This window comes from Fusobacteriaceae bacterium, assembly GCA_031272775.1.
Lineage (GTDB): Bacteria > Fusobacteriota > Fusobacteriia > Fusobacteriales > Fusobacteriaceae > JAISST01.
The window spans coordinates 95297-121932 of record JAISTB010000007.1; the positions used below are offsets into that span (position 1 = coordinate 95297).

The following is a 26636-nucleotide window of genomic DNA, read 5'->3' on the forward strand; positions in this document are numbered from 1 at the left end:
TTACATGATAAAAAGATTGCTCTGTCTGAACATCTTTTCCAGATCCCGTCCGAGGGTATCGTATGACAGGGACTTGATGTTCTGACCGGCAATTCTTTTTCCGACTAAAATCAGGTCGTAACCGTTTTTGATCCTCGCGTCGTTTATTCTCAAATATTCGCGGTATAAACGCTTGATCCGGTTACGGCAGACGGCGTTTCCTGTTTTCTTGCTGACAACGAATCCGCAATTTTTGGTGTTGGAGGAATTTTTAAGAAAAAAAATCAGAGAGTAATAGCCAAAAGTTTTTTTTCCCTGATTATAGATCAGTTGAAACTCTCTGTCTTTTTTGAGCGTATTCATCAATCGTTACTCCGGCGGCCGGATCAGGCCGACAATTTGTATCTGCCTTTAAGTCTGCGCCGTTTCAAAACTTTCCTGCCGCCCCTGGTTTCCATCCGCGAAAGGAAACCATGTTCTTTCTTCCTTTTGTGCCGGTTGGGCTGATAGGTTCTTTTCATTTTGTTCACCTCCCGTCTGAAGTTGTCTCAGCTATTTATTATAAAAGATTTTTCCGATTTAGTCAAGTCTTTCCTGCAATTTTTGAAACGGAAGCGGTTTGTCTGTTGTATTTTATTGAGTTCAGGTTTTGTTGTACAGAGGGCGCAAAGTTTGGAGAGACGGAAAAGCGCGGGCAGGCGGGCAAAAAATATTTTTATTTGAAAACACAAGAAAAAGAGCGGAAAAAACCCGTTCCAGGGAGGGAGAAGAATGCGGAAACAGGCAAAAAACGGGAAGAAAAATTATTTTTATCCGTATATCGCGAAAAAAAGCCGAAAAACGGCGGATTTTTCCCGGGAAAGGGAGTGGCTCTTTCCGAAACGGCGCGGGAAGGCGCGAAGGGCTTTTATTTTTACCCGTATACACATTTATTTTTATCCCTGTGCATAGCGGGAAAAGCCAATATTTCAGGGGTCCAGCTGAAGAACGCCGGCGAAAGGGCGTCAAACCGCAAAAAACTTTATTTTTGTTGATGGACACCAAAGCCCTGCTTTTTGTGGGGTATTATTGATTATATACACGAAAATTTTTTTCGCCGTTCTTTGGTGACAATTTGTAATGAGTTGCTTTTTCCATGAAAAATAAAGTTGAATTCTTTTGACTTATAGGTTATAATAGGCTTGCTATCTGCATATCTTTTTAAAACATCAGCAAGGAACGATCGACTATGACAACCGAAGAATTTTTTGAACCTGTCGTCCCTCAAGAAGGCAAGACCGACATGACCGATTCCTTTGACAGCCTTACCATCCTGAATTCCGGTTCCCTTTTGGAAGATCTCAAACATGTGGAAATATCCATCAACGAAGTCCCCGATATTGAAGTCAAGGAGATTGTGCTTCGGGAAACGGGAAACTTTTTGAATTTGGAGGAGAGACGGATCAATATCCCGCTGGAAATGATCGTTTTCCCCTTTTTCACCTACCAAAAGCAAAACAAGCGCGTCAACTTTGAATACGTGTTTCAGGATTTGGGCGTAACCATGCAGAGCACCCTTATTCCCAGAAGCAACGCCGACATGGTTTTCCAGCCCTCCACCTTCGAGGAAAAGATCTATACCTACCTGATCTCTATGTACGAGGTCAAGGCCGAAGTGGACGAAAAAGAAGATTTTCTCGAGTTTGAAATACGGGATTTCATCGAGAAATTCCTCGAGCTCAAAATGAACCGGACCTACTACAAAAAAGTCGAGCAGGCCCTGAAAAATCTCTACAGAACGGAATATCAATTTACCATAGACAACCACACGAAGATGGGAAAATTCAAGTTTGAAGACGCCTCCTTCAGGCTGCTTTCCTACCAGAAGCTTTCCAAGGGCAAAAAGCGCTTTTACCGGGTGTACCTCAACAAAAACGTCCGGAACAAAATCAAAGAAAAGCGCTATATCATCTACAAATCAAAAGAACTGGTCCGCCTTTTGGAAGAAGATCCCATCGCGGCCCGCATTTACAAGTACATCAGTCAGATCCGCTTCGCCGACAGGGAAGGCCGGATCAACATCAAGACCCTAGCGGCCATTATCCCCTTAAAGATCGAGCAGATCACAAAACGCGTCAACAAAAGAGGCGTGGAGAAAGAATACGTGCTCTCGCGAGTCAAGCAGGTCCTCAAAAGAATCGAAAAGGCCTACGACGTCCTCGTGCGTGCGGGCTATATCCTCTCCTACGGATCGAGCTACGTCAAGGCCGAAGATACGTATTACATCGAGTACAGCTTTAATCCGGAAAAAGACGGCACCTGTCATATTTCCGAATGGATCAAGGAAAAAAACCGGGAAGCGCGCAATCTTCCCGCAAAGGCGCCGGCGGCGCTCCCCGACAAATCCAGCGACGCCGTGGCGGATGCGGGCTTTCGCGTAACGAAAATCGCCCTTGCGGGGGCGACTGCCGAAAGAGTCCTCCCCGAGGCGCTCAAAGAGCAATTGCGGGCCGTCAAAACGAATCCTTATATCGCCAAGGCCTGGAGCCGCGAGGCGGAGGAAAAACTCCAGACGATCTATGAGACAAACGGCATCAAATACGCGAGAGAAGTGTTGCTGGCGCTCAAAAGCGTCAATTCCTCCATCAAAAAAAGCCTTGTCCAGTATATCAACGGCGTACTGAAAAACAAACAAAAAGAAGCGGCCAAGGAAGACCGGCAGATGTCCCAGCAAATGAGACTCTTTGACGACTACGCCAAAGTCATTGACGCGGGAGGGGCCTCCCCCGAAAAAGAAACGCGGGCGGAGGCGACAGAAAACGCCCGGGACAAATGGGAAAGCCTCTTCGCGGGCATGGAGGAAACCGACAAGACCGCCTTGCTGGAGGCGGCCGTGGCCAGAGCCGCCGGAGACAACCCGGCCTTTGCCATAGACAGCGCAAAGGTCCGAGAAAACGTCGTCTATGAGGGCATGGTGCTCCCGTATGTGGAAGAGATGCTGGCGGGAAAAAAATAAAAACCGTTGACTTTATTGCAAAAATATGATAAAATCATATGGTTTATCAGGTATTCCGCTTGGGGCAGGGGACCATCCCCGGATCCGCCAATGAATATCTTCAAGGAGGAAAGCGAAACATGAAAGAAAAATTGATTGAGCTCGCCGAAAAAGAATATCTGAGAACGGATATTCCCAAATTTAAGGCCGGCGACACCATTGCGGTCCACTACAAAGTCATCGAGGGCAACAAAGAAAGAATTCAGGTCTTTGAGGGCGTTTGTATCAGAATCAGCGGCGGCGGCGTATCCAAGACCTTCACGGTCAGAAAAGTGAGCTCGGGCATCGGCATTGAGCGCATTATTCCGATGAATTCCCCGATGATTGAAAAAATCCAGGTTTTGAAAATCGGCAAAGTGCGGCGGAGCAAGCTCTACTACTTGCGGGGACTCTCCGGAAAACAGTCGCGAATCAAGGAAATCAGAAAATAAGCGGAAGAAAAAACCGGACAATCCCGGTTTTTTTCTTTTCCTTTTTCGCAAAGTGTGATAGAATATCTGTGAAAATGGAAAGGGGGATGAGATGAACAAAGGAAAATTCTACTTTTATGTGGCCTTTTACGTGATTTTGACCGCGATTCTGCTCTATGTGCTGATCCGGGAAGAAAAAGTGGGGCGGATCCTGGCGGAAAAGCGGGAAAAGCTTACGGCGACTGTAATCGCGGGGTTCCACGTGACCGGGACCAAGGCGAAACTCGTCGTAAGAAACGTGATCTGGCTTCTGGAGTTTGTCGCAAGCACCCTGGCGGTCCTTTTTCTGATCCGGGCCTATTATTTGGGGAATTTTGTCGTTCCCACGGGATCCATGATCCCCACGATCCTGGAGCAGGACAGACTTTTCGCCAATATGGCGGTCTATCGGTTCAGAAAGCCCAGGGTCGGCGAGATCTTCATTTTCAAGGAACCGGTTACCGATAAAGACCTCTATACGAAGCGGGTCATGGGGCTTCCCGGGGACAGGGTCAACATCAAGGAAGACAGTCTTTTCATCAACGGGGAGAAAGTCCCCGGAAGAAGTTATATCAACGCGGGGAAGCTCGGTTATGAGACCTGGATCATCCCCAAAGCCGGGGACGCCATCGAGATCATCCCCAAAATGGACTATGAAGCCTGGCTCAAAGGGCGGAAAATAGATGTCAAAGAGGTGCAGGACTACCTGATCGGGGACATGTACGAACTGGACAAGATCCTCCCGGATCTTGAAGTGCGCGTAAACGGTGAAAAGACCGGCATGCTCCTCGATGTTCTCCACGAAAAGGGAAAACTTGAGCGGCTCATGCGGGGGGAGACCTTAAGCTTTATCTCGAAAAAAGACTATTATTTCGCGCTGGGCGACAATACAAAAAACAGCTTCGATTCCCGCATGTGGGGCTTCGTGGCCGAAGACAGAATAAAGGGACGGCCCCTTTTGCGCTTCTGGCCCTTGCGCCGGATCGGGCTTTTGCGGTAGGACCTATGGAAAAAATTCTGGAGATCGCCGCCATAGAGGCCGCGGCTTTTCCCACAAACGCCCTTTCGGCGGCGGAAATTTACTTTATGGAAGAAAATCCCGGCTATGAGATTCTGACCGAGGGAAGGGACGCGGTCGAAGCCTATCTGATTCTCTTTGATACCATCGAGGCCTGGGAAATGATCAAATTGGCGACCCGGGCCGACTGCCGGAAGAAAGGCCTTGCCACAAGGCTTCTCGCCAAGGCCAAAGCCATGGGAAAAGAGAAGATCTTCCTGGAGGTCAGGCAAAGCCACGGGGACACGATCCGCTTTTATGAAAAAAACGGCTTCAGAACGCTGAGTTTACGGAAAAACTATTATCGCGACACCAATGAAAACGCCGTCATCATGGTATACGAAAAGAAGGGGTGAAGTCATGGAAAAAAACCGCTATGAAAACCCGCTGGCCGAGCGCTACAGTTCAAAGGAAATGCTCTACAATTTTTCTCCGGAAAAAAAATTTACGACTTGGAGAAAGCTGTGGACGGCTCTGGCCGAAACGGAAAGGGAACTGGGCCTTCCGATTACGGAAGAGCAGATCCGGGAACTCCGGGACAACATCACGAATATCGACTATGAAGTCATTAAATTACGCGAGGCGGAAGTCCGCCACGACGTCATGGCCAATGTCTACGCCTACGGACTCGCGGCCCCTTCGGCCAAAGGAATCATCCATCTGGGGGCAACCTCGGCCTTTGTGGGGGACAATACCGATCTGATCCAGATCCGGGACGGCCTTGGGATCCTCAAGCAAAAGCTCGTCAACGTCATCGCGGACTTGAAGGCCTTCGCTCTGGCCCACAAGGCCCAGCCGACGCTGGGGTTCACACATTTTCAGGCGGCCCAGCTGACGACGGTGGGAAAACGCGCGACGCTCTGGACCCAGAGCCTTTTGCTGGACCTCGAAGAGCTGGAATTCCGGGAACAGACGCTTCGTTTCCGGGGGGCCAAAGGAACCACCGGCACCCAGGCCAGCTTTGCCGAGCTCTTTGACGGGGACTATGAAAAAGTCAAAAAGCTCGACCGGAGAATTGCCGAAAAAATGGGCTTTGACAGGCGCTTTTCGGTCACGGGCCAGACCTATGACCGAAAGATCGACGCCCAGATCTTGAATCTTTTGGGAAATCTCGCCCAGTCGGCCCACAAATTCACAAACGACATCAGGCTCCTGCAGCACAGAAAGGAAATCGAGGAGCCCTTCGAAAAAAGCCAGATCGGATCTTCGGCCATGGCCTACAAGAGAAACCCCATGCGTTCGGAAAGAATCGCGTCCCTGGCCAAATTTGTCATGGCGCTTTCCCAGAGCGTCGGCATGACCGCCGCGACCCAGTGGTTTGAACGGACCCTCGATGATTCGGCCAACAAACGGCTTTCGGTCCCCCAGGCTTTTCTGGCCGTTGACGCCATTTTGCTGATCTGGAAAAATATCCTCTCGGGCCTCGTGGTCTATCCCAAAATGATCGAAAAAGGGATACGGGAGGAGCTCCCCTTTATGGCGACGGAATACATCATCATGGAATGCGTCAAAGCGGGCGGCGATCGGCAGGAGCTCCATGAACGGATCCGCGTGCATTCTATGGAAGCGGGAAAACGCGTCAAGCTCGAGGGGAAAGAAAACGACCTGACCGAGCGGATTATCGCCGATCCGACTTTTAAGCTCAACAAAGAAAAATTTTTATCGCTGATAAATCCTAAGAATTTTATCGGTTTTTCCCGGGAACAGACCGAAGAATTCATCCGGGATGAAGTCGATCCCGTTTTGGAAAAATACAAAGACCTCCTCGGGATGGACGCGACGCTCCATGTATGACGCCGGATTAAGCGCAGACGAAAAAAAGAAAATGAGCCGCCTTGTGCTCTATCTGCTGCTGGCGCTCTATGTGTCCATACTGGAGACGCTGATCCCCAAACCGGCCCCCTTTTTGAAACTGGGGCTGGCCAATGTGGTGACGCTGGCGGTCCTGGAAAAAGAGGGCTTTCGTATGGGGCTGACGCTGACGACGCTCAGGGTACTGATCCAGCATCTGGCCTTCGGGACGATCCTCACGCCGGGCTTTTTTATCAGTCTTTCGGCGGGACTTGCGGCGGTTTTCGTCATGGGGGCGCTCTTTCGGGCGAGGCAGGGGCTTTCTCTTGTGGCCATCAGCGTGGCCGCGGCCTTTACCCACAATCTTGTCCAGCTTTTGGTCGTGTGGGCGCTTCTTTTCCGGAACATATCGCTTTATTCCCGCTACACGCTTTACTTTATCGCGTTTTTTTTATCCATGGGAATCCTGTCGGGTCTTGTGACGGGGGTCCTTTGCGCGAGGCTGACGATCAGAAAAAGAAAAAAGACGAAGGAGAAATGAGATGAAAAAATATTTCGGCACAGACGGCATAAGAGGAGAGGCCAACCGGGAGCTGACGGCGGAACGGGCGTTTTTGTTGGGCGCCGCCTTGGGCTATTGGATGAACCGGGAAAATCCCCGGGGAAAAAACGCGCTTTTGGTGGGCCGGGACACGCGAATCTCGGGCGCCATGCTGGCCTCGGCGCTGTCTGCCGGCGCAAACGCCCAGGGCGTCGACGTAAAATTTTTGGGCGTCCTACCCACGCCGGCCGTGGCTTATCTGACCAAGGAATCAAAAGCCGGAGCGGGCGTCGTAATTTCGGCTTCCCACAACCCCGCCAAGGACAACGGCCTCAAGGTTTTCGGCCCCGACGGCTATAAGATCCCCGACGAGACGGAGGAAATGATCGAAAAACTCATGGACGACGCGAAAAAACTCACGGAAAATCCCGTGGCCGGAGACCGGGTCGGGACCCTTTTCCGGGACAGACGGGGCTATTTTCATTACCGCAGATTTTTGCTGCAGACGGTAACAGGGGATTTTTCAGGCCTCAAAATCATCCTCGATACGGCAAACGGCGCGGCGTACCAGATCGCAAAAGACGTGTTTTCGACTTTATCGGCGGAGGTCGTGGCGATCCACGACGCCCCCGACGGGCTCAACATCAACCGGGACTGCGGCTCGACCCATCCGGAGGTCCTCTCCCGGGTCGTCACGGGCTACGGGGCGGATCTGGGCTTTGCCTTTGACGGCGACGCCGACAGACTTATCGTCATAGACCGGCGGGGGAAAATCGTCGACGGCGACAAGGTCATCGCGGTTCTGGCCGAAGCGCTTCTGAAAAAGGGAAAACTCCCGGGGAACAAAGTTGTGACGACCGTCATGAGCAATATGGGCCTTGAGAATTTTCTCAAAGAAAAGGGCGTCCAAATGCTGCGGGCCCAGGTCGGAGACCGTTACGTGCTGGAGCTTATGCGAAGCGAAGGGGCAACCTTGGGGGGCGAACAGTCGGGACACGTGATCCTCTCCGATTACGCCGTCACGGGAGACGGGATTTTGACGGCGCTAAAACTCCTTGAGACCCTGAAGGAAGCGGGAAAACCCCTGGACGAAGTCATCTCGGGAATCGAGGACTGGCCCCAGACGCTGATCAATATTACCGTATCGGCGGAAAAGAAAAAGACCTGGGACAAAAATCCCGAAATCGCCGCCTGGCTCGCGAAAGCGGAGAAAAAAATGAAGGGGCGGGGGAGAATCCTCGTCCGGGCCTCGGGAACCGAGCCCTTGATCCGGGTCATGACAGAAGGGCGGGACCGGAGCCTTGTGGAAAAAACCGCCAGGGAGACGGCCGCCTATCTGGCCGAAGTCCTCGGCTGACAAATTGAACAAAAGAGGTGGGCGATGTATCACTATCTTTCGGGCATTTACGACAGCTTTATGGCCTACGCCGACTATGGCAAATGGGAGGCGCTCGTTGCGGAAACCATAGGTAAAACAGGCGTCCCCCGGGAGGCGGTTCTCGATCTTGGCTGCGGTACCGGGACGCTTCTTTTTCTGTTGGAACCGAAATTTCAAAGACTCAAAGGCCTCGATCTCTCGGATAAAATGCTGGCCCTGGCCCGGAAAAAATACCGGCGAGCCGTGGCCGCGGGGGAAAACGCGGCGGGCAAAATAGAATTTGTGTCGGGCGATATGATTTCCTTCGAATTTCCCGAAAAATACCCGCTGATCACGTCTTTCTTCGATACGGTGAACCACATTTTGTCCGAAGAGGAGCTGAGTTGCCACTTTCGTTCGGTCAAAAACGCCTTGACGCCCGGCGGCGTCTATATTTTCGATCTCGTGGACAGGGCGTTTATGGGGGAAATGTTTCCGCAAAACAGCTATGTGGACAATCGCGAGGAATTTTGCTGCATCTGGGAGCTTGAGCGGGACGAGGACATCGACTACATCAAGGCCACGTACTTTATCCGGGAGAAGGGGGAGAGTTACAAAAAATATTACGAGGTCTATACGAAAAAAATTTTTTCCGCCGAAAGTATACAAAAATGTATTGAAAAAAGCGGCCTTGTGACCGTGGAAAGGAAACGTCACAAAGACCTTATGGGTTCACGCTGGGTCTATGTCCTCAAAAGTTAGGGCTTGACAAAGAGGGTTTCGTATACTACAATTAAAATTAGAATCCAATCTGAATAATAAGGAAAGAGGAGCCTATGGATATTCAATTTCAAGAACTGATCGACAAAATAAAAAAAGACGGCATTGAAAGCGCTGAGGCGGCTTCGGCCCAATTGAAGGCCGAAGCGGAAAAAAACGCCCAAGACATCGTTGCGGCCGCCAAAAAAGAGGCGGCGGGCATTGTGGAAAAGGCCAAAGAGGACGCCGAACATCAGGAAAAAGCGGGCATTGCGGCCATAGAGCAAGCCTCCCGCAATCTTGTGCTGTCCTTCAAGACCGAGATCGAAAATTTACTGGGAAAACTCCTGCAAAAAAATGTGTCGGAACTGTATTCGGGCGATGTCCTCAAAGGGATCATCCCCAAGGTCGTTTCGGGCTGGGCCGGAGGCTGCGACAGGATCGACGTGATTTTGGATGAGAAGGAGCTCGCGGGGCTTACGGCCTGGAGCAAACAGGCCCTTTCCGAAGAGATCAAAAAAGGGGTTTCCGTCAAGGCCGGAAAGAATATCGGCGCGGGATTCCGGATCGGAGAAAAGGACGGCTCGGCCTATTATGATTTTTCCGCCGAAGCGGTGGCCGAGGCCCTTTCGGAATATCTGAACCCCGTATTGGCCGAAATCATGAAAAAGTCGGCCGGGGAGGTTTAGTTGGCCTATTATTTTCTCGTGGCGCAACTCCCTTATTTGTCGGCCCAGGCGCAAAAGCCCCCGATGACGGCGGAAGCCTTCCGGGCAATGTGCGCGGAGCATCTGACGGCAAGGGAGCTCGCGGAATTGGATAAACTCGATCCGGGCTACCGCTTTGGGGAAGAAAAAGCGGGCGATCAAGGCTCGGGCTTTTTCGCGGCCTGGCAGAAACGGGAGGCCGATCTCGAGTATGCCATGGCGAAACTCCGGGCGGCAAAGCTCAAACGGGACATGCCGGGGGAAGCGAGGGCCGTGCCGCATGAAATCGAGAACGAGGCCAGGACCGCCTTTGCCATGGAAAATCCCCTTGAGGCCGAACTCTATCTGGACAAAGGCCGCTGGGAATTCGCCGAAGCCCTGGCGGGGCTCGATTATTTCGGGGTGAATGTGCTCTACGCCTACCGGATCAAGCTGCTCCTTCTGGAAAGGAGACAGGCTTTCCAGGCCGGGGAGGGCTTGACGGAATACGAAGCGTTGTATGAAAAAATCTTGAAGATGGCGCCCGGCAGGGCCGCCGCGGGAGATATGACATGACAGGAACGAAAGGATTAGTCGCCGCAGTCAACGGAAATATGGTCAACGTCAGCTTTGACGGACAGGTGTCCCTCAACGAGGTGGCCTATATCAAACTGGGCGAAAAAAAGCTGAAGAGTGAAGTCATCCGGATCCGGGGCGACGTCTGCTCGCTGCAGGTATTCGAATCGACGAGAGGCATCAAAATCGGAGAGGAAGTGGAATTCGCGGGGGACATGCTGGCCATCGAGCTGGGACCCGGTCTTTTGGGGCAGGTCTTTGACGGCCTCCAGAACCCGCTGCCGGAGCTCGTGGAAAAAACCGGCTATTTTCTCGAAAGGGGCGTGTATCTGGAACCGCTCCCGGTCGAAAAAGAATGGCCCTTTACGCCCCTTGTGGGGACGGGCGACGCCGTATTGCGCGGGGAAGCCATAGGGACCGTTCCCGAAGGGATTCATACCCACAAAATCATGGTTCCCTTCCATATGTACAAAAAATATACGGTCAAAAGCATCAAACCGGCGGGCATGTACAAGGTCCATGACGTGATTGCCGAAGTTGAGGACGAGGCGGGCGAGGTCTATCCGCTCAAAATGAGCTTCAACTGGCCGGTAAAAAGGGCCGTGGACTGCTTTGAGGAGCGCTTTAAGCCCACGGAGCCGCTGGATACCCAAATGCGGATTATCGACACGTTCTTTCCCGTGGCGAGAGGCGGGACCTATTGTATCCCGGGCCCCTTCGGCGCGGGGAAAACGGTACTGCAGCACGCCACGAGCCGAAACGCCGACGTGGATATTGTTATTATCGCGGCCTGCGGCGAGCGCGCGGGGGAAGTCGTGGAGGTCCTCAAGGAATTTCCCGAGCTCATCGACCCCAAGACGAACCGCTCGCTGATGGAAAGGACCGTTATCATCTGCAACACCTCCTCAATGCCGGTTGCGGCCAGAGAGGCCTCCCTTTATACGTCGGTCACGATCGCCGAATACTACCGGCAGATGGGCTTAAACGTCCTTCTACTGGCCGATTCCACGTCCCGCTGGGCCCAGGCCCTGCGCGAGATGTCGGGCCGTCTCGAAGAGATCCCCGGCGAGGAAGCCTTCCCGGCCTATCTCGAATCGACGATCGCCAATTTCTATGAAAGAGCGGGAGTCGTGCGGCTCAAAGACGGATCTTACGGGTCCGTTACGATCGGGGGCACCGTATCCCCCGCGGGCGGCAATTTTGAAGAACCCGTAACCCAGGCGACGCTTAAAGTCGTCGGGGCCTTTCACGGGCTTTCGAGAGAGCGCAGCGACGCGAGAAAATACCCCTCGATCCATCCGATCGACTCCTGGTCCAAATACAAGGGCAAGATCCCCGAGGAAAAGGTCAATTACGCCAGACATTTCCTGATCCGGGGCATGGAAGTGGAGCAGATGATGAAGGTCGTGGGCGAGGAAGGGACGTCCCTTGACGATTATATCATCTACCAGAAGGGAGAATTCCTCGATTCCGTATATTTGCAGCAAAATTCCTTCGACCCCGTCGACAAGGCCGTAAGCCCCGAGCGTCAGGCGCAAGTTTTCGGGATACTTTTGCAAATCCTGGCGGCAAAGCTCAAATTCGCCGGGAAAGACGAGGCCCGGAGCTGGTTCGCCCACCTGCGGCAGCGCTTCATCGACTACAATTACGCCGAGTACAAGAGCGACAAATTCGAAAGTCTCGAAAAGGAAATCAAAGAAACCCTTGAAAAAACCAGCGCGGGCGTAGAAGCCGCCGCTGAGAAAATTCTGGCTTAGGAGGTGAGGCGACATGAAAAAAATCTATAGCAAAATCGAATCCATCGTAGGAAACGTCATCACGGTCCGGGCCGACGGGATCAGCTACGGCGATCTGGCCATGGTCGAATCGGCCTTCGGCGTATCCCTTGCGGAAGTGAACCGCCTCGACGGCGAGAAAGTCGCCCTCCAGGTCTTTTCCGGCGGCAGAGGCATCTCTACCGGCGACAGCGTCCAATTTCTGGGCCACCCCATGCAGGTCTCCTTTTCGGATAACCTCATGGGACGGGTATTTACGGGATCGGGAAAACCCCGGGACAACGGGCCCGAACTCCATGAAAATCTCATCGAAATCGGAGGCCCTTCGGTCAATCCCGCCGTGCGCATTGTGCCGCGGAACATGATCCGGACCGGCATCCCCATGATCGATCTGTTCAATACGCTGGTGGTATCGCAGAAACTCCCGATTTTCTCCATATCGGGGGAGCCTTACAACGAGCTTTTGGCGAGAATCGCCATGCAGGCCGAGGTGGACGTCATTATCCTGGGCGGCATGGGCCTCAAATACGACGACTATATCTATTTCCGGGATACGCTCGAACAGGGCGGTTCCCTTTCAAAGACCGTCATGTTTGTCCATACGGCGGCGGACCCCACGGTGGAATGCCTGATGGTGCCCGATCTGTCGCTGGCGGTGGCCGAGCGCTTCGCGCTGCAGAACAAAAACGTCCTGGTGCTTTTGACCGACATGACGAGTTTTGCCGATTCCCTGAAGGAAATCGCGATCTCCCAGGACCAGGTGCCCTCCAACCGGGGCTATCCGGGAGACTTGTACAGCCAGCTGGCAGCCCGTTACGAAAAGGCCGTGGACTTCGAGACGGCGGGATCCATCACGATCCTTGCGGTCACGACCATGCCCGGCGACGACGTGACCCACCCGGTGCCCGACAATACCGGCTACATTACCGAAGGGCAGTATTACCTCAAGGGCGGGAGAATCGAGCCTTTCGGATCCCTTTCGCGGCTGAAGCAGCAGGTGAACGGCGACACGAGAAAAGACCACCGGGCCATTATGGACGGCATGATCAAGCTCTATTCCTACTACAAAGACACGCTGGAGAAAAAGTCCATGGGCTTCATGATGAGCGCCTGGGACGAAAAGCTCCTCAAATACGGCGTCCGCTTTGAAAGCGACATGATGGACCTTTCGGTCAACATTCCCCTCGAACGGGCACTGGACTTGGGCTGGGAGATTCTGGCTGACTGCTTTACGCCGGAAGAGACAGGCCTCAGGACAGAGCTTATCGCGGAATACTGGAAAAGTTGAAAAACAAAACGAATAGCTCTCAGGTGAGGATATGGCAAAAATCAAGCTGACAAAAAACGAGCTCAAAAAGCAAAAAGACGCGCTCAAAATGTTCCGGCGGTACCTGCCGACGCTGCAACTGAAAAAACAGCAGCTGCAGGCGGAGATCCGCTCCGTGGAACAGCGGGTCCGCGAACTCCGGGAAAAAAAGGCCGCGCTCCACGAGAGCTTCAAGGTCTGGCTCGGGGTATTCGGGGAAAAGGGCGTATTTTTGCCGAAGATTTTAAAAATCACCAAACTTCTGACGAGCCGCGGAAATATCGCGGGCGTGGAGATTCCGGTATTCGAAGGGGTGGAATTTGAGACGGAACGCTACAGCTTCTTTGAAAAGCCGCTGTGGCTCGATGCCGCAGTGGACCGCATGAAGACGGTCTTAGCGGTGGATCTGGAGGCGAAAACCATGGAAGAGCAGCAGGAGCGCCTCGAAAAGGAGCTTAGGACGACTTCCCAGCGCGTGAACCTCTTTGAAAAGGTCAAAATCCCCGAATCCCGGGAGAACATCCGGAAAATCCAGGTCTATCTGGGCGACCAGCAGACGGCCGCCGTCGTGCGCGGAAAAATTTCCAAGGAGAAAAAGGAGAGGACAGCCCAATGATTATACCGATGAAGAAAGCGGCCATCCTGACCCTTGAAAAGGACATTACGGCATCCCTGGAGCGCCTTCGCGCCCTGGGCGTATTGCATATCGAAAAAAAGGAAGTGGCCTCCGCCGAGCTGGAGGCGAGACTTGAGGAAAAGGCCCGGATCGAAAAGGCAAAGCAGATTTTGATGAACTTTGCCCCGAAGAAAAAAGAAGAAGTCGCCGATGGCGCTTCCGACCCGGGAGAAATCCCCGCGGATCCGGCCGGAGCGATCTTGTCTCTGGCGGAAAGCCGCAAGCAAAAAGAAGAAGAAATCGCCAAAAACGCGCGGGAAATGGCAAGAATCGCCCCCTGGGGGGATTTTGACCCCGAGACTTTGGCGGACATCGAAAAGACCACTGGTCCCTTATATCTCTACGAGCTTTCGGACAAGACCTACGGCAACCTCCCCGAAGACGCGAGGGTCATCGTATTAAAGAAAGTCAAATCCCGGGTGTTTCTCGTCGTACCGGGGACGCCCCTTGAAAATGAGACGCCCTTTGCCGTTCCCAAAGAATCCCTGGGGACGCTTTCCGCGAGAAATGAGGCGCTAAGCTCTGAAATCGCCGATATTGGCGCAGGCCTTACGGAGAAGGCAAGACTTTTGCCCTATCTCGATACGCTTCTTAAGGAAGCGGAGCGGGCCGTCGAGTACGAGACCGCCAAGGCGGGAAGGGAAGCGGTTACCGCAAAGGATGAAGGGGTCATTCCCATATCGCTTCTTTCGGGCTGGATCCCCGAGCCCCTTTTGGGGGAAGTGAGCCAATGCGCAAAAGAACAGGGCTGGGCCCTTTCCGTAAGCGATCCCGGTGAAGGGGACAGACCCCCGACCTTAACGAAAAACAACAAAGCGGTCGAGATCATCAAGCCCCTTTTCGGCTTTATCGGGACGGTCCCGGGCTACAGCGAATACGACATCAGCCCCAGTTTTCTTCTTTTCTTCAGCGTATTTTTCGCGATGATCTTCGGAGACGCGGCCTACGGCGTGATCTTGCTGGCGGCCACTTTGGCCGGGGGCCTTCTCGCGAAGAAAAAGAGCGGGAAATTTCCCGACGCGGCCAAGCTCTTTACGCTTTTGGCTTCAACGACGATCATTTGGGGCGCCGTCAACGGATCCTGGTTTGCCGCCCCCTACGGGAGCCTGCCGGGCGTCCTTCAGGCGCTGGTCATCCCGCAATTCCGGGAAGGAGGGCCGCTTTTCTTAAGATTCTTCAGCGGGCTCATGGGTCTCGCGCCGGGCTATACGCCTTCGGACGCCGCCCAGTGGAACGTGCAGTTCTTCTGCTTCAGCCTGGGGATCGTGCAGCTCGTCTACTCCCACATCAAAAATATCAAGCGGCTGGTAAAGGGAGGTTCGACCTTGGTCGCCTTATCCCAGGCCGGCTGGCTCATCATGATGCTGGGGCTCTATTTCCTGGTGCTCTCGATGTTACTCAAAGTGAGACAACCGGGCTTTACGGTTCCGCTGATCCTCGCGGGGATCATCATTTATTTCATTTTCGCCAATCAAACGGGCGGGAACTTCCTCGTCAACATCGGAAAGAGCTTCGCCAACTTCCTGCCGACGTTTTTAAACGCCGTGGGGAGCTTCGCCGACATCATCAGCTATATCCGGCTCTTCGCGGTGGGACTGGCGGGCACGAAAATCGCCCAGTCCTTTAACGCCATGTCGGGGATCGGCGCCGTAAGCGCGGGAGGACCGTCGGTCGGGACATTTATCTTAAGGCTCGCGGGCGCGATTTTCATTCTGGCCTTCGGGCACGGGCTCAACATGATGATGAACGCCCTTTCGGTCATTGTCCACGGCGTGAGACTCAATCTTCTGGAATACGCGGGGAACCACCTCGGCATGGAATGGTCGGGCTACGCCTACAAGCCCTTTGGCGGCGGGGCGCGGCAGGAACAATAAAAAGCTTCACGGAAACAAGTAAATCACATATCGAACAAGGAGAGGAATATGGATCAAGGAATTCTCGGACAAATCGGAATAGGCGCCTGCCTGGGACTGGCGGCGATGGGATCGGCGGCCGGCGCGGGCGTCGCTGGACAGGCGGCAATAGGCGCCTGGAAGAAATGCTTTGTACAGAACAGACCGGCCCCCTTTATCCTGGTGGCCTTCGCGGGAGCGCCCCTGACACAGACGATCTACGGCTTTATCCTGATGCAGACGCTGGCCGGGGCCGCAAGCCTCACGGCCTATCAGCTGCTGGGCCTGGGGATCTTCTCGGGCTTGGGAATCGGGGCTTCGGCCCTCGTGCAAGGACAATGTTCGGCCGCGGCCTCTGACGCCTACGCCGAAACGGGACAGGGCTTCGGAAACTATATGCTTGTGGTCGGCCTTTGCGAAACCATCGCCCTTTTCGTGATGGTATTCTCAATGTTGATCGCGGGGTAACGGGCGAATCACGAAACAACAAAAAAATCTGTTACAGGGGATGGTTCCCTTGTAACAGAATTTTTGCGTCCGTGAATTTTTTCAGGCCAGTGGCGCCCCCATGGTCGGGGTGTCGATACGGATCACCAGGTATTTGACGAGGTCTTTGGCGATCAACCTGTGGTCGGTTCCTTTGGGGACGACGATAAATTCGCCTTCGTCCAGTTTGATAAACCTGTCTTCGGTCTCCAGATAAAAGGACCCCTCGATGACGTAGAGCATTTCGTCGGATTGGGGATGGCAGTGGTATTCCGTCGTTTTTTCCTCAAGGGTGAACACGTTCAAATTGAGATCGTTGAGCCCGCCGACTTTTTCATAAGAAGACATTGCGCAAGCGCTGTTTACCGCTTCTTTCAGATTCACTTTCCGAAGCATCTGAAACCAACCTCCTGAAATAAGAAATCAATACACCCGTATTATAACATAAACTTATGGAAAATCAATAACTTATATATTATATCAATCATTTCCGAAAAAGAGGTTGTTTTTTTGATCAAATCATCCCGAAAGCGACCAGGTTGACAGATTTTCCACAGGGTCATATTTGAATTTCCGTTCCGCATAGCGGAACGGCAGGGGAAAAGGAAGAAAATGGGCGGGGAAACGCCCCGGAAAGCGGGAAAAGTTAAAGAGGGGAAACCCGAAAATTCCGGAAAAAGCGCGGGAAAGACTTGACAGAACAGGAAAAAAATGATAAAATGGTATGCTTGAAAAAGACACGCGGCCTGATGACGGGGCAGGGTGTTCCCTTTGGGAATGGCTTCGTTTCGAAGGCGGCGGAAGAAAAAACCAAAAACAGGAGGAAAACATGTCAGTTGTAACAATGAAGCAGTTGCTGGAAGCGGGGGTACATTTCGGGCACCAGGCCAAAAGATGGAACCCCAAAATGTCCAAATTTATTTTTACCGAAAGAAACGGCATCCACATCATCGATTTGCACAAATCGCTGAAACGGATCGAGGAAGCCTACAACGTCTTGCGCAACATCGCCCAGGACGGCGGCAAGATCCTTTTCGTGGGAACGAAAAAGCAGGCCCAAGAAGCGGTCCGGGACCAGGCGGAGCGCTCGGGGATGTACTATGTGAACTCCCGCTGGCTCGGCGGCATGCTCACGAATTTTCAGACGATCAAATCCCGGATCGAGCGGCTCAAGGAGCTGGAGCGCATGGATCAGGACGGGACCCTCGATTCTTCTTATACGAAGAAAGAAGCGGCCAAATACCGCAAGGAAATGGGGAAGCTCGCCAAGAACCTCACGGGGATCAAAGACATGAAACAGACGCCCGCCGCGATTTTTGTGGTGGACTGCAAAAAAGAAGAACTGGCGGTCAAGGAAGCGGCCAATTTGGGCATTCCCGTTATCGCCATGATCGATACCAACGTGGATCCGGATTTGATCACGTATCCGATCCCCGCCAACGATGACGCGATCCGCTCCGTCAAACTGATCTCGTCGGTTGTGGCCAACGCCATCATCGAAGGAAACCAGGGCAAGGAAGAAATGATCGTCGACGAAGAGGCGGCCCCCGCGGCCAATGTAGAAGTCGGCGCGGCCAATAACGCCCCGACGGCGTAAAAAAAATCAGGAGGAAAGAGAAACAATGGCAGAAATTACCGCAACACAGGTCAAGGAATTACGGGAAAGAACGGGCGCGGGCATGATGGATTGCAAGAAGGCGCTCATTGAAAATAACGGCGATATGGAGAAAGCCATCGATTATCTGCGCGAAAAGGGCATCGCCAAAGCCGTCAAACGGGGCGGGAAAATCGCCGCCGAAGGGCTCATTTTTGACGCCCTCGCCAAAGACAACAAAGACGCGGTATTGGTGGAATTCAATTCCGAGACGGACTTTGTCGCCAAAAATGCCGAATTTATCGAATTCGGGAAAAAGCTGGCGGCCACGGCCCTCGAAAAGAAGATCACCACGGTGGAAGATTTGGCCAAAGCCGAATTCGCCCCGGGCAAGACCGTAGAAGAAGCGAAGACGGATCTGATCGCCAAGATCGGGGAAAACATGAATATCCGCAGACTCACCCTCGTCCACGCCAGAGAAGGCTTTGTGGTAACCTACAGCCATCTGGGCGGAAAATTGGGCGTTATCGTCGAGCTCACCGGTGAAGCGACCCCCGAAAATATCGTGATCGGAAGGGACATCGCCATGCACGTGGCGGCAATGGATCCCCGCTATCTGCACCGCTCTGAGGTTACGACCGAAGATCTCGAGCACGAGAAGGAAATCGCGAGAAAGCAGCTCGAAGCCGAAGGAAAACCGGCCCAGATCATCGAAAAGATCCTGATCGGCAAAATGAACAAATTTTACGAGGAGAACTGCCTCTGTCACCAGGAATTTGTCAAAAACAAGGACCTGACCGTGGAAAAATACGCGGGTTCCCTTAAAGTCCTCTCCTTCGTCCGCTACAAGGTGGGCGAGGGCATCGAGAAAAAAGTCGAGGATTTTGCGGCGGAAGTGGCGGCCCAGATCAGGGGATAAGCAAAAAGACCTTAAAAATAGGGGAGCCGCCGGGCGCCTCTATTTTTTCGAGAATAGCCAAAAAGACGGAGGTTCCATGGACACAAAACCAGTTTACCGCAGAGTGCTTTTGAAACTGAGCGGAGAGGCCCTGATGGGGGAAAGGGAGTTCGGCATTTCCTCCGACGTCATCACCTCTTACGCGAGACAGATCAAGGAAATATCGCAATTGGGCGTGGAACTCTCGATTGTGATCGGCGGCGGCAACATCTTCCGGGGACTCTCGGGGGCGACCGAAGGCATAGACCGGGTGACCGGCGACCACATGGGCATGCTCGCCACCGTCATCAATTCCCTGGCGCTCCAGAACGCCATCGAGCGGATAGGCGTCCAGACAAGGGTCCAGACGGCAATCGAAATGCCCAAGATCGCAGAACCCTTTATCAAGAGAAAAGCCCAGCGGCATCTCGAAAAAGGGCGGGTCGTGATCTTCGGCGCGGGGACCGGCAATCCCTATTTTACCACCGATACGGCGGCGGCTTTACGCGCCATCGAAATGAACGCCGAAGTCGTATTGAAGGGGACGAAGGTCGACGGCATCTACGACAAGGACCCCGTGAAATACCCCGACGCCGTGCGCTATGAAAAAGTAGGCTATACGGAGGTTTTGAGCAAAAATTTGAAAGTCATGGACGCGACGGCCATATCGCTCTGCCGGGAGAACAAGCTCCCCATTGTCGTCTTCAATTCCCTCGTGGAAGGAAACATGATGCGGGTGATCCTGGGGGAACCCATCGGCACCGTGGTCGTAGCGGACTGACCCTGGAAAGATAAGCGCAATTGAGCAAAAGGAGGAAATCATGACCGGAAAAGACATCGTAAACGACTGCAAGGAGAAAATGGAAAAGACCATTGAGGCCACCAAGGGCAAATTTGCCAATATCCGGGCGGGACGGGCCAGCGTCGCCATTCTGGACGGCATCAAAGTCGACCAGTACGGACAGCCCGCCCCCTTGAAACAAGTGGCCACCGTGGCCGCCCCCGAGGCCAGGCTTCTCACCATTGACCCCTGGGACAAGAGCATGATCAAGGGAATCGAAAAGGCCATCCTCGCCGCCAATATCGGGCTCACCCCCGGAAACGACGGCAAGATCATCCGGCTCGTGCTGCCGGAGCTCACGGCCGAGCGCCGCAAGGAATACGTGAAATTGGCCAAAACCGAGGCCGAAAACGGCAAGATCGCGATCAGGAATATCCGGAAGGACGTCAATAACGCCTTGAAAAAGCTCGAAAAAGACAAGGCGAACCCGGTCTCCGAAGACGAGATCAAAAAATTCGAAGACGAGGTGCAAAAGCTGACCGACGGCAACATCAAGCTGATCGACGAGCTTACGGCCAAAAAGGAAAAAGAGATCACGACGGTCTGAATTTTCCCCGGCCCCAAAAAAGACTTCAAACCATGAAAAATTGAGATACCGGAGGATGACACTTTTCATAGCGTCATCCTCCCTTTTTTGTTATAATAAAAAAGCGGGCCCGCCGTGAATCGGCATATGCCGGTGTCTCTGGACATATACGGGAAGTTTTGGGAGGGAAAATGAGAAAACCCAACGGATTTGGCAGCATAGACAAATTGCCCGGGAAACGGCGACGACCCTGGCGGGCGAGAAAGACGGTCGGATTTGATGACAAGGGAAAGCAGAAAAGACGGAGCGTGGGTTGCTTCAGGACCATGCGGGAGGCCATGCGCGCGCTGGAGGAGGAGGCGAAAAAGGCCGAAAACGGCAGGGGAAATGTAACGCTCCGGGAGATCTACGAGATGTGGCGGCAGATGAATTTCCGCAACTACGCCAAAAATACCGTGGCCCTCTACGAAATGGCCTTCCGGCAGCTGAAGGCCATCCACGACGAGAGCTTTTCGGGATTGAAGCCCACGGACCTCCAGAATACCTTTAACCGGATGCGCCTGGCCGAGAGCTCCAAGCGGGCGGTGAAGGCGCTTTTAAACGCCATTTATCGCTTTGCCCTGACCTACGAGTACGTCGAGCGGAACTTGAGCGGGGCCGTAAAGCTGGGGAAGCCGGTCCCCATTGTGTACCGCAAGGTCTTTACGGCGGGGGAAATCAAAAAACTCTGGATCCACAAGGACGACCGCATCGTGGCGACGATTTTGATCATGATTTATTCGGGGCTGAGGGTCGGGGAAATCCTCACGCTCCAGCGGAAAAACGTCTATTTGCAGCGACGCTATATGCGCTGCGGGATCAAGACCAAAGCGGGAAAGGACCGGATCGTGCCCCTGCACCGGAAGATCATTCCGCTGCTGGAAGAGCTCATGCGGGCAAACCCCGGAAAGAATTTTGTTTTCCGCATGCCCTACTCGAGCTACCGGGCGAGATTCCGGGACGCCTTGAAAATGGCGGGGACAGGCCCCCACACGACCCACGATTGCAGGCACACCTTCGCGACGCTATTGAGCCGGGCCGAGGCAAACGAAACCTCGATCCGGCAGATGATCGGGCACAAAACCTACGAGACTACGGAAAAAATCTATGTCCATAAGAATCTCAAGGACCTCAAGAAAGCCGTTGACAAGATCAAAGACTGAAGCCTTGGGGCCGTGGGCTGTTTGTGGCCTGTAAATGTGACAAATTTCCGAAAAATCGGGAAGGACAGCGCCTTTTTGTCCGATTGCGGGAAAAAGCCCGAGAGACGGACGAAAAAAAGTTGAAAAAAGTTAAAAAAAATTTTTGCGGGATTTTTAGGAAAAGGCTTTGAAACCAGAAAAATGGCGGGTTTGTTGACGAATAAAAAAAAATAAAAAATATTTGCAAAATTCTGAAAATGTGGTATAATTGTCGTAGGATAGATCAGAATAGTTCGATGTAGAAGGGACAGTTCAGGTATGATGACGATACCTGATAGAAGTCTTTTTACAAATAACTATTTTGGTGTATAATTGTTACACCTGGATATGGCTCCGGAAGGCGCTGTAATCCAAATATTCTCAAAAGGGGAGATAAAATTATGAAGAAACTAGCGATTTTGTTAGGAACATTAGTAGTTGCCGCCAGCGCTTTTGCGGGCGGAAAAGAACCTGCCGCTCCTGAAGTTAAGACAATCGTTCAGGAAACTGTTGTTTATCGGAGCGCTCCGACAACCGGAAGCATCACGTTCCGCTATCAGGTAATGGGACCTGCGGCCGGCTATGACGACAAAGGCGTAGGCAAGTATTACAGAGAAAACGGTTATTCCGGAGACTTCGGAAGACTGAGAATTGATGGTTCTGTTGGCCTGACAGACAAATTGGGCTTTGGTTTCCAGGTTCGGACAGACGGCGAATTAGGTTTGGATGACAAAGATCCCACGATTCGGGATGCTTCCAGATTCCGGGCTTGGTTCACTTACAAACATGATTTCCTGAACGCGACATCGAGATTGTGGTACGGCGACACCGGCGCTTATTATAATGGCGGCGTTGGCGGCGGAACAGAAATCCCCGGCGGAGACGCTCTGGAATATCGCTTTATGGTTCCCTTGGCCGAATACTTCTTCGACAATGATTTCGTAAAGACAGCGAAATTCAACGTTGGACCGCAGGTTGGCTATGTATGGGATCATTCCGGTGGATCGACAGCTACATATTATGCCGGTCTTGCTCTTGAAACAACGCATACGTTCCCCTTGGGCTTCAGCTTGGACGTAAACGTTTACGGACACTATGTAAAGACAAACATCGACAGCTACTATGATCTTGATAAGAGCAACGATTTCCAGGCTTACATCGAAGTTTACTTGAGAAACAAAGTTAAACTGGTTGATCTGAGCGATTCCGCGACATTGAGCTTCGTATTTGAAGGCGGATTCGATCCCTATGCGTTCTCTTCCAAGAAGATCTATACCGACAAATGGGGTGTTGATGGAACCACAGCTTACAGCCTTTACGCTCTGCCGACTCTGAGAGTTGACTGGGCCGCTACCGACAGTGTATCTGTGTTCGTAGAAGCCGGCGCCGAGTGGAGAAATGGATTTGCTCCCAGCAAGACAGCGAGAGGATGGACAGCTGCTCCTTACGCCCAGACCGGATTTACAGTAAAGTTCTAAATTTAGTTTAGACCCTAAAGTTAAATCTGAATAGAAAAAACCGCTCGGACGCGAGCGGTTTTTTTGTCTCGACCTCTCTGTCGGGCCGCGCATTGCATAACGTGAGGCTTGCATGTCGCGGGTCGGCTGAGGGGTCGAGGGCCGAATTCTTATCCTGCTTAGAGTGCTGCAAAGAAAGGAACTGCCATGACTTGATTCAAGAATGGCGAAATTAATCTACGCTTCAGAATATAAAAAAATTTGCTTGACACATTAAACTAAGTCTGATAAACTTAGTTTAAGAGGAAAGGAGGTTTATTATGAAAATGGTTAATATTCACGAAGCAAAAACACATCTTTCCGCTCTTGTGGAAGAAGCGGCAGCCGGAAAACCATTCATCATCGCAAAAGCCGGTCACCCGATGGTAACGGTGACTTCGTACATACCAATAGAGCCCAAACCCCGAATAGGATTTTTAAAAGGGCAGATCAAAATACCAAAAGACTTTGACCGTATGGGTGAGAAAGAAATTGAGGCAATGTTTGGTGAAGAGGCATGAGGTTACTACTGGATACGCATATCTTGCTACGGACCGCAGCCGGAAAATTATCTTCAACGATTACACAGTATGTTAATGATAAAGAAAATAAGCTTTTTTTCAGTTCTGCAAGCATTTGGGAAATCGGAATCAAACACGCTTTAAATCGGAACGATTTTGTTGTTGACCCCAATGTTTTCTACAAAGCTCTGTTAGACGCAGGTTACGTGGAATTACCTATCATAGGACAGCACGCGGTTTTGGCCGCATCTCTTCCCATGTTGCACAAAGACCCTTTCGACCGGATTCTTCTTGCTCAGGCAACAATCGAAGGCATTTCGCTTTTGACTTCAGACGAGATTGTTGCTCGTTATGAGGGGCCGGTTTTGTTTGTAAAATGAACCTGGAACAATTCGGCAAGTCTTGGCGCAAAATTGCAAATTCAAAACACCACAACAGCCTTCTTGGCGGGCTTTTTATAAACCCACTTCTTGTCGCCGGAGCGAAGGATTTCATACTCCCCTTTCACGAGGGTCAGAAACTCCTCCACGGAAGCCAGACGCAAATTTTTCAGCTCTTTCGTCTGGTAATGCATGGGAACCACGACGGCGGGATCGATTTGCTTTACGACCTCGGCGGCCTGTTGGGGGTCCAACGTGTAAGTTCCTCCGATCGGAATCAAGAGGACGTCGATATTTTGCAGCGCGGGCAGCTGCTTCTCCGTGAGAAGGTGGCCCAGATCCCCCAAATGCGCGATTCGAATTCCTCCTGTTGTGATGACGTGAATCGTGTTGCTCCCACGGTCGGCGCCTTGTCTGTTGTCGTGGAAGCTCTCCACCTTTTCAATAGTAAAACTCCCGCTTCCCTGTTCGACTTTGATCTTGTCCGTATAGCAGTGATCAAAGTGACCGTGGCTGCTGATGGCATAATTTGCGACGCCTTCCACCACCGGATACCCGAGCGAATCATCATAGGGGTCAATGACGAGCTTTTCAAGGCCGTTTTCGACGACAAAGCAGGCGTGACCCGGGTGGAAAAAGGTAAGTTCCGACTTGGCGTAGGAGCGGGCGCAGAGAATGAGAAACAATATGATTGCGGGTAATAAAATTATCATGGTTTCCTCCTGAATTTTTTTGCTTGAGTTTAACTTCTTTTCCAGATCTACAAAGCTTGATATTTTACCTTTAGCGTTTTCCCGTGAAAAGCAATCGCGATGCCCGTGACGTCCTTTATCCCGATCTCACGCAAAGGAACGGCGTATTTTTTTTCAACGATCTGCCTCAAAGCCATGTCCAGCTGCTTGTTCAGGTCTTTTTCCGAAGCGGCGACCTTAAATTCGAATATGAATCCGGGGAGGCGTCTGTCCTTTGGTTCCAAAAGCAAATCCGCCCTTCCGTGGCCGCTTTCCATGTTTGATCGGCCAATATATTCGTCTTCCAAGCCGGACAGCAGGCCGAGCATAAAGACATGATAGAAATTTTCTTTTTCGTTCAGATCAAAGTAGCTTGTTCTTGCTAAAAATAAGGCCTGGAGATTGGATTCAAAGGAATTGTCTCCGGTTATTTTTCCTTGTTTCAAAAAGGATAGGACCTTGTAGAACGTTTTTGTTTTGGTGGCCCCGAAATTACCGATAAACATATCTTTAAAAAAGGAACGGACCTCTTTGTTCGGAATCCGGAGTCGGTACAAATCGTTTTCCAGCTTGGCGTCAACAGTCAGATAGCCGCTTGCGAGCAGCAAGGTCCACAGGCTTTCCTGAGCGGTCAAATTGTCAAACGTCATGTCTTTATTGATGTATTCGGTTGTCGCGCTTTCCGAAAACAGAGCCGTCAAGTCGGAAAATATCGATTGCTCCGAAATTTTCAATACCTCGTAGATCAATTCATTGCTGGAGGTGTTTACCCAATGGGCGCCTGTTTCGCGTTTTTGCAGATAATTCACAATGGACCAGGGGTTGTAGACATCGGCATTCCCGAAACGGTAGCCGTTGTACCATTCCCGGACCGCGGGCAGCGTCTGTCCCAATTCGTAGGCTTCAAGAGCGAAACAAACCTCCTTTTCCGTCAATCCAAAGCATTCTTCAAAACCGGTGTCCAAAACCGTATCGGAAACGAGATTGCTCAATCCAGAAAAAATTCCTTCCTTTGCGATCCGTGTGATTCCGGTCAGGACGCCGATATGTAAGTATTCATTTCCTTTGAAAAGGGCGCCGTACAGATTTCTGAAAAAGGAGACCGCTTCATCGTAATACTTTCGATGATACGCTTCGATGATCGGCGTATCGTATTCGTCAAAGAGCACGACGACCTTTTTACGGTGATGTTTGTAAAGAAGTCCGCATAAAAATTTCAGCGCTTCCTCAAAAACGCAGTCGTCTTCTTTTTTTAAGATACCGAAAAAGTCTTCTCGATCAAATTCGCTCAGCGTTTTTTCAATATACGATTTATTTTTGAAGACCTCGCGGACCTTTTGCTTCATTTTTGCAAGGCAACCAAGCCAGTCGCGTTGCTTGACGTCTTTCAGGGAAATGTAAATAACCGGATACTTTCCCTGCTCGCTGAAAAAGCCGGAATTTCCGATCTGCAAGTCCTGAAAATATTTCTTATTCTGTTCGGCGTCCATGATTTCAAAAAACGCGCCAAGCATGGACATATTGAGCGATTTCCCAAACCTGCGGGGACGCGTAAACAAAAAGGTTTTCCCGACGCCTTTGGCAATTTTCTCAATAAAAGGCGTTTTGTCAATGTAAAAATAGTCGTTTTCTCTTACGACTTTAAAATCATCAATGCCTACAGGAATTTCCTTCATTTCGCACCCTCTCCTGACCTTTTCAAGCCCTTTTTTTCCATTATATCACATCCCTCCCCAATCTCAAACAAAAACTTATCCCGTGGGTAAAGGCTCAGGCATAATTGTTAATTTCCTCTAAAATCAGCCAATAAAGGGCATTACAAAAGGCCCATTTTTTCATTCAGGCCACCTACAGGCCACAAGCATTTTTATCAATCGTCTATTTTTGCGGTGTTCAGCACTCGCCCCATTATGGTGTATAATTGTTACACCTGGATATGGCTCCGGAAGGCGCTGTAATCCAAATATTCTCAAAAGGGGAGATAAAATTATGAAGAAACTAGCGATTTTGTTAGGAACATTAGTAG

The 26636-nt window shown here is 51.7% G+C and carries 30 protein-coding genes; 25 read left to right on the forward strand and 5 right to left on the reverse strand.

Annotated features, from left to right (window positions below):
* Both rnpA and rpmH read right to left on the reverse strand, forming a co-directional pair.
* Positions 1–342 (reverse strand): ribonuclease P protein component, encoded by a 342-nt coding sequence (gene rnpA / locus LBQ97_02170; protein ID MDR1831523.1) that lies wholly within the window; start codon positions 340–342, stop codon positions 1–3.
* Between the two features lie 23 nt (positions 343–365).
* A complete protein-coding gene (gene rpmH, locus LBQ97_02175; GenBank protein MDR1831524.1) occupies positions 366–500 on the reverse strand; it encodes a 50S ribosomal protein L34 in 135 nt (44 codons plus the stop codon).
* Here rpmH and LBQ97_02180 point away from each other — a divergent pair.
* The 16 genes from LBQ97_02180 to LBQ97_02255 all read left to right on the forward strand — a co-directional run bounded on the left by LBQ97_02180 (position 453) and on the right by LBQ97_02255 (position 16346).
* Positions 453–1013 carry a hypothetical protein gene (locus LBQ97_02180; protein ID MDR1831525.1) on the forward strand — a complete coding sequence of 187 codons (561 nt, stop codon included), beginning with the start codon at positions 453–455 and terminating at the stop codon, positions 1011–1013. The two genes, rpmH and LBQ97_02180, sit on opposite strands and share 48 nt — an antisense overlap.
* A gap of 194 nt (positions 1014–1207) precedes the next feature.
* Positions 1208–2974 carry a chromosomal replication initiator DnaA gene (locus tag LBQ97_02185; GenBank protein ID MDR1831526.1) on the forward strand — a complete coding sequence of 589 codons (1767 nt, stop codon included), beginning with the start codon at positions 1208–1210 and terminating at the stop codon, positions 2972–2974.
* A gap of 119 nt (positions 2975–3093) precedes the next feature.
* Entirely contained in the window at positions 3094–3444 is a 351-nt protein-coding gene (gene rplS, locus LBQ97_02190; protein MDR1831527.1) for a 50S ribosomal protein L19, read from the forward strand.
* A 91-nt stretch (positions 3445–3535) separates the two neighbouring features.
* A complete protein-coding gene (lepB, locus tag LBQ97_02195) occupies positions 3536–4462 on the forward strand; it encodes a signal peptidase I (protein MDR1831528.1) in 927 nt (308 codons plus the stop codon).
* Positions 4463–4467: 5 nt separating this feature from the next.
* Complete coding sequence (locus tag LBQ97_02200; GenBank protein MDR1831529.1) at positions 4468–4875, forward strand: GNAT family N-acetyltransferase; 408 nt, start codon at positions 4468–4470, stop codon at positions 4873–4875.
* A 4-nt stretch (positions 4876–4879) separates the two neighbouring features.
* On the forward strand, positions 4880–6313 hold the full coding sequence (gene purB, locus LBQ97_02205) for an adenylosuccinate lyase (GenBank protein MDR1831530.1): 1434 nt from the start codon (positions 4880–4882) through the stop codon (positions 6311–6313).
* 31 nt (positions 6314–6344) lie between these two features.
* A complete protein-coding gene (locus LBQ97_02210) occupies positions 6345–6851 on the forward strand; it encodes a Gx transporter family protein (protein MDR1831531.1) in 507 nt (168 codons plus the stop codon).
* 1 nt (position 6852) lies between these two features.
* Entirely contained in the window at positions 6853–8208 is a 1356-nt protein-coding gene (glmM, locus tag LBQ97_02215; GenBank protein ID MDR1831532.1) for a phosphoglucosamine mutase, read from the forward strand.
* A 24-nt stretch (positions 8209–8232) separates the two neighbouring features.
* A complete protein-coding gene (locus LBQ97_02220; GenBank protein MDR1831533.1) occupies positions 8233–8970 on the forward strand; it encodes a class I SAM-dependent methyltransferase in 738 nt (245 codons plus the stop codon).
* A gap of 74 nt (positions 8971–9044) precedes the next feature.
* A complete protein-coding gene (locus LBQ97_02225) occupies positions 9045–9656 on the forward strand; it encodes a hypothetical protein (GenBank protein ID MDR1831534.1) in 612 nt (203 codons plus the stop codon).
* Positions 9657–10229, forward strand: coding sequence for a DUF2764 domain-containing protein (locus LBQ97_02230; protein ID MDR1831535.1), 573 nt, complete (start codon positions 9657–9659; stop codon positions 10227–10229).
* Complete coding sequence (locus tag LBQ97_02235) at positions 10226–11986, forward strand: V-type ATP synthase subunit A (protein MDR1831536.1); 1761 nt, start codon at positions 10226–10228, stop codon at positions 11984–11986. Before LBQ97_02230 ends, LBQ97_02235 begins: the two co-directional genes overlap by 4 nt.
* A gap of 13 nt (positions 11987–11999) precedes the next feature.
* Positions 12000–13292, forward strand: coding sequence for a V-type ATP synthase subunit B (locus LBQ97_02240; GenBank protein MDR1831537.1), 1293 nt, complete (start codon positions 12000–12002; stop codon positions 13290–13292).
* A 31-nt stretch (positions 13293–13323) separates the two neighbouring features.
* Complete coding sequence (locus tag LBQ97_02245) at positions 13324–13926, forward strand: V-type ATP synthase subunit D (protein ID MDR1831538.1); 603 nt, start codon at positions 13324–13326, stop codon at positions 13924–13926.
* The gene (locus LBQ97_02250; GenBank protein MDR1831539.1) at positions 13923–15860 is read left to right on the forward strand and encodes a hypothetical protein; all 1938 of its coding nucleotides are present in this window, start codon (positions 13923–13925) and stop codon (positions 15858–15860) included. Before LBQ97_02245 ends, LBQ97_02250 begins: the two co-directional genes overlap by 4 nt.
* A gap of 48 nt (positions 15861–15908) precedes the next feature.
* On the forward strand, positions 15909–16346 hold the full coding sequence (locus LBQ97_02255; GenBank protein MDR1831540.1) for a hypothetical protein: 438 nt from the start codon (positions 15909–15911) through the stop codon (positions 16344–16346).
* 81 nt (positions 16347–16427) lie between these two features.
* Here LBQ97_02255 and LBQ97_02260 read toward each other — a convergent pair whose 3' ends face one another.
* Positions 16428–16760, reverse strand: coding sequence for a cupin domain-containing protein (locus tag LBQ97_02260; protein MDR1831541.1), 333 nt, complete (start codon positions 16758–16760; stop codon positions 16428–16430).
* A gap of 296 nt (positions 16761–17056) precedes the next feature.
* Between LBQ97_02260 and LBQ97_02265 the strand changes: the two genes are divergently transcribed.
* The 9 genes from LBQ97_02265 to LBQ97_02305 all read left to right on the forward strand — a co-directional run bounded on the left by LBQ97_02265 (position 17057) and on the right by LBQ97_02305 (position 23879).
* Positions 17057–17206 (forward strand): hypothetical protein, encoded by a 150-nt coding sequence (locus tag LBQ97_02265; GenBank protein MDR1831542.1) that lies wholly within the window; start codon positions 17057–17059, stop codon positions 17204–17206.
* Positions 17194–17961: a 30S ribosomal protein S2 gene (rpsB, locus tag LBQ97_02270; protein ID MDR1831543.1), complete on the forward strand. Its 768-nt coding sequence runs from the start codon at positions 17194–17196 to the stop codon at positions 17959–17961. The genes LBQ97_02265 and rpsB overlap by 13 nt, the downstream gene beginning before the upstream one ends.
* A gap of 25 nt (positions 17962–17986) precedes the next feature.
* Positions 17987–18877 (forward strand): translation elongation factor Ts, encoded by an 891-nt coding sequence (tsf, locus tag LBQ97_02275; GenBank protein ID MDR1831544.1) that lies wholly within the window; start codon positions 17987–17989, stop codon positions 18875–18877.
* A gap of 76 nt (positions 18878–18953) precedes the next feature.
* Positions 18954–19676, forward strand: a complete 723-nt coding sequence (gene pyrH, locus LBQ97_02280) for a UMP kinase (GenBank protein MDR1831545.1) — start codon at positions 18954–18956, stop codon at positions 19674–19676.
* A gap of 40 nt (positions 19677–19716) precedes the next feature.
* Positions 19717–20283: a ribosome recycling factor gene (frr, locus tag LBQ97_02285; protein MDR1831546.1), complete on the forward strand. Its 567-nt coding sequence runs from the start codon at positions 19717–19719 to the stop codon at positions 20281–20283.
* 170 nt (positions 20284–20453) lie between these two features.
* Positions 20454–21464 (forward strand): site-specific integrase, encoded by a 1011-nt coding sequence (locus tag LBQ97_02290; protein ID MDR1831547.1) that lies wholly within the window; start codon positions 20454–20456, stop codon positions 21462–21464.
* Between the two features lie 419 nt (positions 21465–21883).
* Entirely contained in the window at positions 21884–22960 is a 1077-nt protein-coding gene (locus LBQ97_02295) for a hypothetical protein (GenBank protein ID MDR1831548.1), read from the forward strand.
* A gap of 299 nt (positions 22961–23259) precedes the next feature.
* Positions 23260–23499 carry a type II toxin-antitoxin system prevent-host-death family antitoxin gene (locus LBQ97_02300; GenBank protein MDR1831549.1) on the forward strand — a complete coding sequence of 80 codons (240 nt, stop codon included), beginning with the start codon at positions 23260–23262 and terminating at the stop codon, positions 23497–23499.
* Positions 23496–23879, forward strand: coding sequence for a type II toxin-antitoxin system VapC family toxin (locus tag LBQ97_02305; protein ID MDR1831550.1), 384 nt, complete (start codon positions 23496–23498; stop codon positions 23877–23879). The genes LBQ97_02300 and LBQ97_02305 overlap by 4 nt, the downstream gene beginning before the upstream one ends.
* A 41-nt stretch (positions 23880–23920) precedes the next feature.
* Here LBQ97_02305 and LBQ97_02310 read toward each other — a convergent pair whose 3' ends face one another.
* The gene (locus LBQ97_02310) at positions 23921–24592 is read right to left on the reverse strand and encodes an MBL fold metallo-hydrolase (GenBank protein MDR1831551.1); all 672 of its coding nucleotides are present in this window, start codon (positions 24590–24592) and stop codon (positions 23921–23923) included.
* A gap of 47 nt (positions 24593–24639) precedes the next feature.
* Positions 24640–26286 carry an ATP-binding protein gene (locus LBQ97_02315; protein MDR1831552.1) on the reverse strand — a complete coding sequence of 549 codons (1647 nt, stop codon included), beginning with the start codon at positions 26284–26286 and terminating at the stop codon, positions 24640–24642.
* Positions 26287–26636: the final 350 nt, after the last annotated feature.

Excerpts from the sequence above, each read along its gene's own strand:
- purB (MDR1831530.1), top strand. The coding sequence starts at position 4,880 with ATGGAAAAAAACCGCTATGAAAACCCGCTGGCCGAGCGCTACAGTTCA.
- rnpA (MDR1831523.1), bottom strand. The coding sequence starts at position 342 with ATGAATACGCTCAAAAAAGACAGAGAGTTTCAACTGATCTATAATCAG.
- LBQ97_02315 (MDR1831552.1), bottom strand. The coding sequence starts at position 26,286 with ATGAAGGAAATTCCTGTAGGCATTGATGATTTTAAAGTCGTAAGAGAA.
- LBQ97_02220 (MDR1831533.1), top strand. The coding sequence starts at position 8,233 with ATGTATCACTATCTTTCGGGCATTTACGACAGCTTTATGGCCTACGCC.
- LBQ97_02235 (MDR1831536.1), top strand. The coding sequence starts at position 10,226 with ATGACAGGAACGAAAGGATTAGTCGCCGCAGTCAACGGAAATATGGTC.
- LBQ97_02185 (MDR1831526.1), top strand. The coding sequence starts at position 1,208 with ATGACAACCGAAGAATTTTTTGAACCTGTCGTCCCTCAAGAAGGCAAG.
- lepB (MDR1831528.1), top strand. The coding sequence starts at position 3,536 with ATGAACAAAGGAAAATTCTACTTTTATGTGGCCTTTTACGTGATTTTG.
- LBQ97_02240 (MDR1831537.1), top strand. The coding sequence starts at position 12,000 with ATGAAAAAAATCTATAGCAAAATCGAATCCATCGTAGGAAACGTCATC.
- tsf (MDR1831544.1), top strand. The coding sequence starts at position 17,987 with ATGGCAGAAATTACCGCAACACAGGTCAAGGAATTACGGGAAAGAACG.
- LBQ97_02260 (MDR1831541.1), bottom strand. The coding sequence starts at position 16,760 with ATGCTTCGGAAAGTGAATCTGAAAGAAGCGGTAAACAGCGCTTGCGCA.
- rplS (MDR1831527.1), top strand. The coding sequence starts at position 3,094 with ATGAAAGAAAAATTGATTGAGCTCGCCGAAAAAGAATATCTGAGAACG.
- LBQ97_02305 (MDR1831550.1), top strand. The coding sequence starts at position 23,496 with ATGAGGTTACTACTGGATACGCATATCTTGCTACGGACCGCAGCCGGA.
- LBQ97_02210 (MDR1831531.1), top strand. The coding sequence starts at position 6,345 with ATGAGCCGCCTTGTGCTCTATCTGCTGCTGGCGCTCTATGTGTCCATA.
- LBQ97_02250 (MDR1831539.1), top strand. The coding sequence starts at position 13,923 with ATGATTATACCGATGAAGAAAGCGGCCATCCTGACCCTTGAAAAGGAC.
- glmM (MDR1831532.1), top strand. The coding sequence starts at position 6,853 with ATGAAAAAATATTTCGGCACAGACGGCATAAGAGGAGAGGCCAACCGG.
- LBQ97_02225 (MDR1831534.1), top strand. The coding sequence starts at position 9,045 with ATGGATATTCAATTTCAAGAACTGATCGACAAAATAAAAAAAGACGGC.
- LBQ97_02180 (MDR1831525.1), top strand. The coding sequence starts at position 453 with ATGTTCTTTCTTCCTTTTGTGCCGGTTGGGCTGATAGGTTCTTTTCAT.
- LBQ97_02290 (MDR1831547.1), top strand. The coding sequence starts at position 20,454 with ATGAGAAAACCCAACGGATTTGGCAGCATAGACAAATTGCCCGGGAAA.
- LBQ97_02245 (MDR1831538.1), top strand. The coding sequence starts at position 13,324 with ATGGCAAAAATCAAGCTGACAAAAAACGAGCTCAAAAAGCAAAAAGAC.
- LBQ97_02295 (MDR1831548.1), top strand. The coding sequence starts at position 21,884 with ATGAAGAAACTAGCGATTTTGTTAGGAACATTAGTAGTTGCCGCCAGC.
- LBQ97_02310 (MDR1831551.1), bottom strand. The coding sequence starts at position 24,592 with ATGATAATTTTATTACCCGCAATCATATTGTTTCTCATTCTCTGCGCC.
- rpmH (MDR1831524.1), bottom strand. The coding sequence starts at position 500 with ATGAAAAGAACCTATCAGCCCAACCGGCACAAAAGGAAGAAAGAACAT.
- LBQ97_02255 (MDR1831540.1), top strand. The coding sequence starts at position 15,909 with ATGGATCAAGGAATTCTCGGACAAATCGGAATAGGCGCCTGCCTGGGA.
- pyrH (MDR1831545.1), top strand. The coding sequence starts at position 18,954 with ATGGACACAAAACCAGTTTACCGCAGAGTGCTTTTGAAACTGAGCGGA.
- LBQ97_02200 (MDR1831529.1), top strand. The coding sequence starts at position 4,468 with ATGGAAAAAATTCTGGAGATCGCCGCCATAGAGGCCGCGGCTTTTCCC.
- LBQ97_02300 (MDR1831549.1), top strand. The coding sequence starts at position 23,260 with ATGAAAATGGTTAATATTCACGAAGCAAAAACACATCTTTCCGCTCTT.
- rpsB (MDR1831543.1), top strand. The coding sequence starts at position 17,194 with ATGTCAGTTGTAACAATGAAGCAGTTGCTGGAAGCGGGGGTACATTTC.
- frr (MDR1831546.1), top strand. The coding sequence starts at position 19,717 with ATGACCGGAAAAGACATCGTAAACGACTGCAAGGAGAAAATGGAAAAG.